General features: G+C 36.1%; 9 protein-coding genes and 2 pseudogenes. 9 read left to right on the forward strand and 2 right to left on the reverse strand.

Going from position 1 to position 7,662, the window contains the following annotated elements; translation table 11 throughout:
- The first annotated feature begins 182 nt into the window (after positions 1–182).
- The 6 genes and pseudogenes from AC056_RS19490 to AC056_RS19060 all read left to right on the forward strand — a co-directional run bounded on the left by AC056_RS19490 (position 183) and on the right by AC056_RS19060 (position 4,825).
- A complete protein-coding gene (locus AC056_RS19490; protein ID WP_125510319.1) occupies positions 183–407 on the forward strand; it encodes a hypothetical protein in 225 nt (74 codons plus the stop codon).
- A 27-nt stretch (positions 408–434) separates the two neighbouring features.
- Positions 435–803, forward strand: a pseudogene (locus AC056_RS19040) (plasmid replication DNA-binding protein); the annotation flags it as partial.
- 339 nt (positions 804–1,142) lie between these two features.
- Positions 1,143–1,478 carry a carboxymuconolactone decarboxylase family protein gene (locus tag AC056_RS19045; protein WP_002125301.1) on the forward strand — a complete coding sequence of 112 codons (336 nt, stop codon included), beginning with the start codon at positions 1,143–1,145 and terminating at the stop codon, positions 1,476–1,478.
- 284 nt (positions 1,479–1,762) lie between these two features.
- Complete coding sequence (locus AC056_RS19050; RefSeq protein ID WP_002124576.1) at positions 1,763–2,191, forward strand: hypothetical protein; 429 nt, start codon at positions 1,763–1,765, stop codon at positions 2,189–2,191.
- Positions 2,110–2,316, forward strand: a pseudogene (locus AC056_RS19995) (GABA permease); the annotation flags it as partial. The gene AC056_RS19050 and the pseudogene AC056_RS19995, both read left to right, overlap by 82 nt.
- 400 nt (positions 2,317–2,716) lie before the next feature.
- Positions 2,717–4,825 (forward strand): TonB-dependent receptor family protein, encoded by a 2,109-nt coding sequence (locus AC056_RS19060; protein ID WP_002124575.1) that lies wholly within the window; start codon positions 2,717–2,719, stop codon positions 4,823–4,825.
- A 444-nt stretch (positions 4,826–5,269) separates the two neighbouring features.
- On the opposite strand, the gene AC056_RS19065 is transcribed toward AC056_RS19060, so the two are convergent.
- A complete protein-coding gene (locus AC056_RS19065; RefSeq protein WP_000877730.1) occupies positions 5,270–5,698 on the reverse strand; it encodes a hypothetical protein in 429 nt (142 codons plus the stop codon).
- Between the two features lie 600 nt (positions 5,699–6,298).
- Here AC056_RS19065 and AC056_RS19070 point away from each other — a divergent pair.
- From AC056_RS19070 to AC056_RS19080, 3 genes are read left to right on the forward strand one after another with little or no spacing between them, the layout of a single operon-like run.
- Positions 6,299–6,655: a type II toxin-antitoxin system RelE/ParE family toxin gene (locus AC056_RS19070; RefSeq protein WP_006581604.1), complete on the forward strand. Its 357-nt coding sequence runs from the start codon at positions 6,299–6,301 to the stop codon at positions 6,653–6,655.
- The gene (locus AC056_RS19075) at positions 6,648–6,950 is read left to right on the forward strand and encodes a helix-turn-helix domain-containing protein (protein WP_001140619.1); all 303 of its coding nucleotides are present in this window, start codon (positions 6,648–6,650) and stop codon (positions 6,948–6,950) included. The genes AC056_RS19070 and AC056_RS19075 overlap by 8 nt, the downstream gene beginning before the upstream one ends.
- On the forward strand, positions 6,943–7,152 hold the full coding sequence (locus AC056_RS19080) for a hypothetical protein (protein ID WP_000069471.1): 210 nt from the start codon (positions 6,943–6,945) through the stop codon (positions 7,150–7,152). Before AC056_RS19075 ends, AC056_RS19080 begins: the two co-directional genes overlap by 8 nt.
- A 109-nt stretch (positions 7,153–7,261) precedes the next feature.
- On the opposite strand, the gene AC056_RS19085 is transcribed toward AC056_RS19080, so the two are convergent.
- Entirely contained in the window at positions 7,262–7,480 is a 219-nt protein-coding gene (locus AC056_RS19085; protein ID WP_029747731.1) for a hypothetical protein, read from the reverse strand.
- Positions 7,481–7,662 lie beyond the last annotated feature (182 nt).

The raw sequence follows: 7,662 nt of genomic DNA on the forward strand, positions 1-7,662 counted from the left end.
CACAAAATTTAGAACAGTCCCAGCCGTGGCTGATTTGATTGTTCACTTGGGCTTATTTGTATTAGTTCAGACTTGATCGTACATTCTTCTTGAAAAAGAGAAAGTTACCCGTACTTTCTCGCTATTCCAGCACTTGATTTCAAAGCCATCCGATGAGAAGCACTGCTTCGTAAAGCGGCTATTTGACGTGCATACAACAACCTGACCGTCATGCGTCCGGTCATTCTTTAATGGCTCAGCTCAATATGTTTGGCAATCAGCTTTCACGACTACCTGAATTTTCAAACTTAGCAAATGGTAATGAGAGCTATGATAGCCTAGCAGCAAAAATCAAAGAAATGCTGAGAGATCCAATACAACAAAAGCACTTCTTACCCCATCTAAAGAACCTAGGCTTTAAAGCTTGAGTGTATTGAAGAATACACATATTGTATTCTTCAATACAAAATCAAAATACACCTGAATACACAGATAAAACAGTTGTAGAACTCAAAAGCCAAATCGATTTTTTAAAAAAGCAGTTAGAAAAAGCCGAAGATCGTGAAGCCAAGGCAAACGCTCGCATAGATACACTGCTGACCCTCATTGAAATGAAGCCTCCACAATCCAATATGACTACGTTTACCGATCAGAAACCAGACCCGGATATAGCAACATATCCTCGGTCAGAACTTGAGCCGAAAGATGACGGATTGACTACTCCGGAGCAGACAGAAAATAAGCGGATTCCAGTGCCGGAGCACGTTGAACAGGAACCGGAGAAAAGGGGCTTTTGGAGCCGTTTTTTTAGACCCTATGATTAACCACGATTGTTTAACTAATATGAACAAAGTCGTGAAACATTGGTCAAAGAATAGGCGTGGAACGTGAAAAATCATAAAAAAACCCACCTTGGGGAAGATGGGCTATCAACTAGAAACTACAGCATTGATTTCTAAAGATAATTATAACGCATTTCGTATAAGGTGTATTATGTTAATTTTAGAATAATTATAAAGTGTCCCACTTGGATGAGAATGGGTGTTCAAGTAAGTGTTGATTTTGCAATAAGATTAAAATTACGTTGTTTACACAAAATTTAAGAAATTTTATCTCCAATTCAACTAATATTAAATCTGTATTTAATCAAAGGTATTTTTAAAATGTTCCTAGATTGGCCAGAACATACAGCACATGTCAAAAAATCATTTGGATCTTTAGGAAAAACTCACCCTAAAATGCTTCAAGCTTATTTAGCACTTAATGATGCTGCTGCTGCCGAGGCATTAGATATCAAAACACGTGAATTAATATCTATAGCAGTGGCAATCACTACGCGTTGTGAAAGCTGTATTTCAGTGCATGCAGAAGCAGCAATGAAAGCTGGTGCAACAGAAAGCGAAGTAGCTGGTGCTTTAGCTACAGCAATTCATTTGAATGCAGGAGCTGCATATACATTTGCTTTACGAGCTTTAGAGGCATATGAAGCACAGAAATAATATCTTTATTAGGTATTGAAAAAGATAATTTGACTAGAAAAACTGCTACATAATTATTTGAAAAAATTTAATGTACAGTCTCAAAAATGGGAGTTCAACAAAACTCCCATTTTTTATTATTGAGTCAGTTCTTAGTCGATGTAATGAGAATTTAATATAATAGCAATTACATTAAATTTCTTTAATTATCATAAAGATAATGTCATTTTTAAAATTTCGTATAACGTGTATTATGTTAATTTTAGAGAAATTTCATAATTCTGATTTTTTAGCTTAGGCCTTTAATGCAAAACTCTTATTCCTCTTTAGAAGAAATTTCATCTCTTGAATCTTTTGTGATAACGAGTCATATAAGTTCATATCATCATAAAATGATGTACGGTTTACCGAAAAATTTTAAAAAAATAGTTAAAAATGATAGTAATGAAGCCTTTAAAATTAATGCTAAGGCGTACCACTCCTCTGTTACAGGTAAATTTTTAACTCATAGATCATCTGCATTATTTGATGACATAGTTGATCATCCAGAAAAGTTAAAAATAGACTCTCAGTTTCTTCAAACTCTTAAATCACTAAAGCTATACCCAAATGATATTTTTCCCGAATGGAATCAGCATATTGAAATATATAATATTTTACGTATCTTGCAATCTTCTTTATTATTGGCGCACTTATTACCATGTTGGTTGAAGGCACTTATTTCAAAGAAGTAACCTATACCAGTTTACTTGCATTGTTTATTGTTGGATTAGGCATCTGTGCACAGAAGTTTAACTGGGGAAAGCATGCTCAAGATAAATCTGATAACACTCAGGCGGACTTGACCAACAATCTGTAATGTAAAACTAATGTCAGATTAAGCAAAATTCAACATACACTAAAACCAATGGCCTCCCAGTGAAAGCCATTGGTTTTTTAGGCTAAACTCAGCAATAAGTTCAATTTTTACTCAAATGTTAGCCACCGTTTTTATCTATCTTTCTGTATTCATATTCTAGAAAACTGTCAGCCTGTTTGATATTGCAGAACACTTTCAGAAAAGAATTTTGTATAGATTGCCGGCTCACTTTTAAGTGCTTTCACTATTCCCTTTATTCTAATAATTTTTATATAACACTTGAATAAAAAGCAAACGATTATCATTTACAGATCTCGCTAGTCAGCTTATCATTTCACAAACTTACAAATTCTCCGTATTTTCTTCACATTTAACCTATACATCATTTTAAGGATCTCTTGTGTTACTCCCTCATTTCAAAAAATCAGTCCTCACCCTCTGCTTATTTCCCTCCATACTTTATGCAGCCGATACATACCCTACTGTGACGCTTAACACGATAACTGTGCAAGCCGAAGGCAACTGGTTAGATGAAGCCAATGCACAGAAAGTACTAAATCATGCTGGAGCGCGTACAGTCATTCAGCGTGATGAGTTGATTAACCGAGGCGTAACTTCTGTCAAAGAGGCTTTACGCACTGTGCCTGGTATTCAAGCTCCTGAAAATGCAGGAACAGCAGGGAGTGATGCATCGTTAAGCATCGGTGTCCGTGGTTTAACGTCACGGTTTTCACCACGCTCACAGGTACTCGTGGACGGTGTTCCACTTTCGTTTGCCCCTTATGGTCAATCACAACTCTCCTTAGCACCCACTAGTTTAGGCAATACTGAAAGTATCGACGTGGTGCGTGGCGCGGGCTCTGTTCGCTTTGGGCCACAAAATGTAGGAGGGATTATTAACTTTAACTCGCGTACAATTCCTGAAACCTTTGCTGGAACGGTAGACCTCACTACAGAAATTGCAGAAAACGGTCATGTAAAATTTAACCCCAACTTATTTGTGGGTGGAACCTTAGACAACGGTTTAGGCTTAGCGCTGTTATATTCTGGCGTTAATGGAGAGGGTTTTCGCGATAAAAATGATGACTCTGACATCAACGATATTCGCTTAAAAGCAGCTTATGCAATAGATGAATATGCAAAAATTGAAGCCAATCTACACCGCTACGATGCAGATGTAGATATGCCTGGAGGTTTAACCCCTGCTCAATTTGCTGAAAATCCATATCAGTCCTTGCGCAATCATGATTATATGAAAGGGCATCGTACTGACGGTTCAGTTAAATACAGCTATAAAAAAGATGACAATGCCTTTGAGCTTTTGGCCTATCACACTGACACCTTCCGTGATGCAGGAATGGAACGTAGTGGATCAAAACTGTACCAAACGGCGCCACGTAATTATAAAGTGACGGCAATCGAGCCACGGTATTCGCATGCGTACCAACTTGGGACTACTGAAAATGAAGTTTCTGTGGGCTATCGCTATCTACATGAAACTAGTGAAGAGGCGGTTAATCGTGCAAGCTATAACACGGTCACAGGCCCTACAAATGAATATGCTTGGACCAAAGCAGACGGGAAAACAGATGCACATGCATTGTTCATCGACAACCGCACAGATGTGGGTGCATGGTCTCTGATTCCTGGTGTTCGTTTTGAGAAAATCAAAACCACCGAAAATATGTACAAATTAAATAAAGATGCATCGGTACTCAACGGAGTACATGCTGAAAAATCCTATGATGTAGTATTACCAAGCTTTTCAGTCATGTATAAAGCCAATGATTTGTGGAATATTTTTGCAAACTACGGTAAATCTTTTGCACCACTACAATATAGCCAAATGGCTAATACCAATGCGTCAGGTGCCTATCTGACCATGCAAGGCTTGCAACCTGAAAAAGCCAATAATTATGAAATTGGTACACACTATTTAGACCCATATCTATCCCTAGAATTCACCCTGTTTTATATTGATTTTTCTGATGAATTAAAACGAGATGATGCAACTCAAACTTACTCAAATTTAGGTGCCACTGAACACAAAGGAGCCGAGTTCGGATTTAAATATAATCTCGGTGCAATCAGTGACGAACTCAGCGGTATTTCGCTATATGCCAATACCACTTACACCAAAGCAACCGCATCTGCTGGGGAAAACAAAGGACAAGATCTCGACTTTTATTCACAATTGGTCGGCAATGCTGGAATAGACTATAAAATTGATCAATGGACACTAAACACTAATTTCTACGGTCAATCTGGTCAAACCGCATCGGGCACCCATGATGCTACTGGACGCTATGGCAACATTCCTGGTTATGGTTTAGTGGGTATTCGGGCATCCTATGATTTTTCCAACACACAACTCAATGGTCTCAAAGTGGGCTTCGGTGTGAAGAACCTATTTGACCGTGAATACTACACTCGTTCAGCGGATCAAGTCGGTGGAATGTATGTAGGTGCGCCACAAACGTATTATCTACAAACCTCATTTGATTTCTAGACACTCAATTCTAGAAAAGCAAATATTCAGGCAGAGACACCTCTCATTCATCTTTGCAAAAGTGATGTCCTCGCCTGAAACAACTTTCCCTTTATTTCTAGACAGCACCGAAAGCTGAAATGGATACTCTGTCTGATAAATGTCAGCCCCTCGGCATAAGTTGCTCAGCTCAACCTACAACCTTCAAATCTAATAAAAGATACTAGAAAAAGTGCTACATAATTATTTGAAAAAGTTTAATGTGCAGTCTCAAAAATGGGAGTTCAACAAAACTCCCATTTTTTATTATTGAGTCAGTTCTTAGCCTATGTAATGAGAATTTAATATAATGGAGATTGTATTAAATTTCTTTAATTATCATAAAGATAATATTATTTTTTTTGAATTTCGTATAAGGTGTATTATGTTAATTTTAGGGAAATTTAAGAATCTCTATGCAATGGTTTATTCAATATTCTTTGATTTCTTATCTTTTAGGTTAATCAGAAATAGCCAATAACATAAGCCAGGAAATAGAGCCATAAAGATAGTCCATGTATCTGTATACATCTTCCACCACTCTTTCGAAATTTCTCCTGTGTGACTCCATCCAAAAAGAATAAAAAATGGAGTAGCAATAATTATAGAGGCAATACAGATAGTTAATAAATTAAGACTGTTATAACGATTTAAAAGAATTGAGAATATGAAGCTGAAAGGTACAGTCAAAATACAATAAGCCAAGTAGACAAGACCGTGCCCTACAAGAACCACTAAAATCGAGTATAGGCTGTATTCCTGATTCATTACGATAAACAGGACTGCTGTGAAAAAAAGTAGTGGTAAAGGAGAAAGTAAGAGAGCTTTTACTATTTTTTCATTTGAGTATTTCACTAATTTAATTCTCTTATCTACTCAATAAATAATAATACTATAACGATTTTATTGGAGGTTTTTTGATTCTATTTAACATAATGGTGGTTATACGAAATTAACAAATTGAAACATATAAAAATCAAAAACTTATGCTATAAATAATTTGCTCGACGATGTCGAAAAGCTGACTTGGAAACAAGTCGGCTTTTTTATGAGCAGTTTTGATATATTTTGCCAATAAAATTGGTTAAAAAGCGATCAAATCGTAATTTCCTTCCGATTCCTTAAGGCTTCCATTTCTGAATTTATCCCCATTTCTTGCGGATAAGCTTTGGGATAATTTTTGATGATTTTTTGTACGCTTTGGCTTACAGCATTTTACGAAATTGTTTGTATCCAAGCACCAGTGAAGTCCCTATGATCGATCTATATGAACAGGATGTTCAATGACTTAAAACAAGAATAATCAGTCAGACACCATGACCATTAGGTAGTCAGCCCTACCTATGCGCTCCACACCGAAAAATCCCGACATGACGTCGGGATTTTTTATTGTCATTTGAATAATAATTCAATTAAGCATAAAATATAGATTGTAATCTATATTATGGTTGTAATATGTGGACAGTCATTACAACGGATCTGTTTAACGAATGGCTTGCACAGCAAGATCAATCTACACAAGAGAAAGTACTCGCAGCGTTGGTCGTTCTACAGCAACAGGGACCAAGTTTAGGTCGTCCTTTAGTAGATACCGTCTATGACTCCAAATTTACCAATATGAAAGACCTACGTGTTCAGCATCGAGGTAAATCACTGAGAGCCTTTTTCGCGTTTGATCCTTTACGACAAGCTATTGTGCTGTGTATCGGTGATAAAGGTGGTAAAAAGCGTTTTTATAAAGAGATGTTAGATATTGCCGATCAGCAATACGAAATTCATCTTTCAACTTTAGGAGATCAATCTAATGGCTAAGACCCTACAAGAATTATTGGCTAATCGCTCTCCAGAGAGTCAAGCTCGTATTCAACAAATGGCGGATGAATTATTGTTGGAAACTCAGCTTCACCTTATTCGTGAAGAGTTAGAGATTTCTCAAAAAGAATTGGCTGCAACCCTTGGAATCAAACAGCCTTCATTGTCAGCAATCGAAAATCGTGGTCATGATCTTAAAATTTCAACGATGAAAAAGTATGTCGAAGCAATGGGCGGAAAACTTCGTATTGATGTAGAGCTTCCAACAGGAAAACACATAGGATTCAATGTCTAATAATAAACCTTTGAAAAATAGTAGTAAATTACTTGTTAACTTGGACAAGTTTATATTTTTAGTCAATGCTGCTGATAGCCTAGAGGAAATTGAAATTATTAGAGATTTATGCTGTGACTATTTTTCACATTGTAAGAAGTCAAGCTATTACACTGATATTTTCGACAATGCTTATTGGATAAAATATTACGAAATAACTTAATCTTTCCAGATTCGCATAAGAGATTTTATGCTAAATAGATATGAGAAAGGCCATAAATTGTGACTTTCTCATATACGAAGAGAGAGCTGAGAACTTTCGTTTTATTGATTTATTCAAAATGAAGCTGATATTGATGTGTGGTGATTTTAATTTTTAGTTGCTTATATTTTCTTTTCGTAGCGCTCAGAGCTGAATTAGACACTTCTGTATAAAATATAGGATCATTCATCAAATCAGAAAATAATTTATATCCAATCAATAATTTACTGTATTTATTCCCATCTTTGAGATTCGTTTCAATTAATTGATCTAGAAAAACTATACATATTAGCCTCGATAGAGTGTTTCTGAACGGACACCATACAGGGTTGGCGATAGGAACTAAAGTTAAATTAGGTATTGATATATGCAATATTATTGTAAAAATAATAGATTAAACTTATATCGAGGCTAAACTTTACTCCTTTAATAGTAAAAATCTTATTCAGGTGATCCTAGCCAAAATAATGG

Origin of the sequence: Acinetobacter genomosp. 33YU, assembly GCF_001990725.1 — a bacterium.
Classification (GTDB): domain Bacteria; phylum Pseudomonadota; class Gammaproteobacteria; order Pseudomonadales; family Moraxellaceae; genus Acinetobacter; species Acinetobacter seifertii.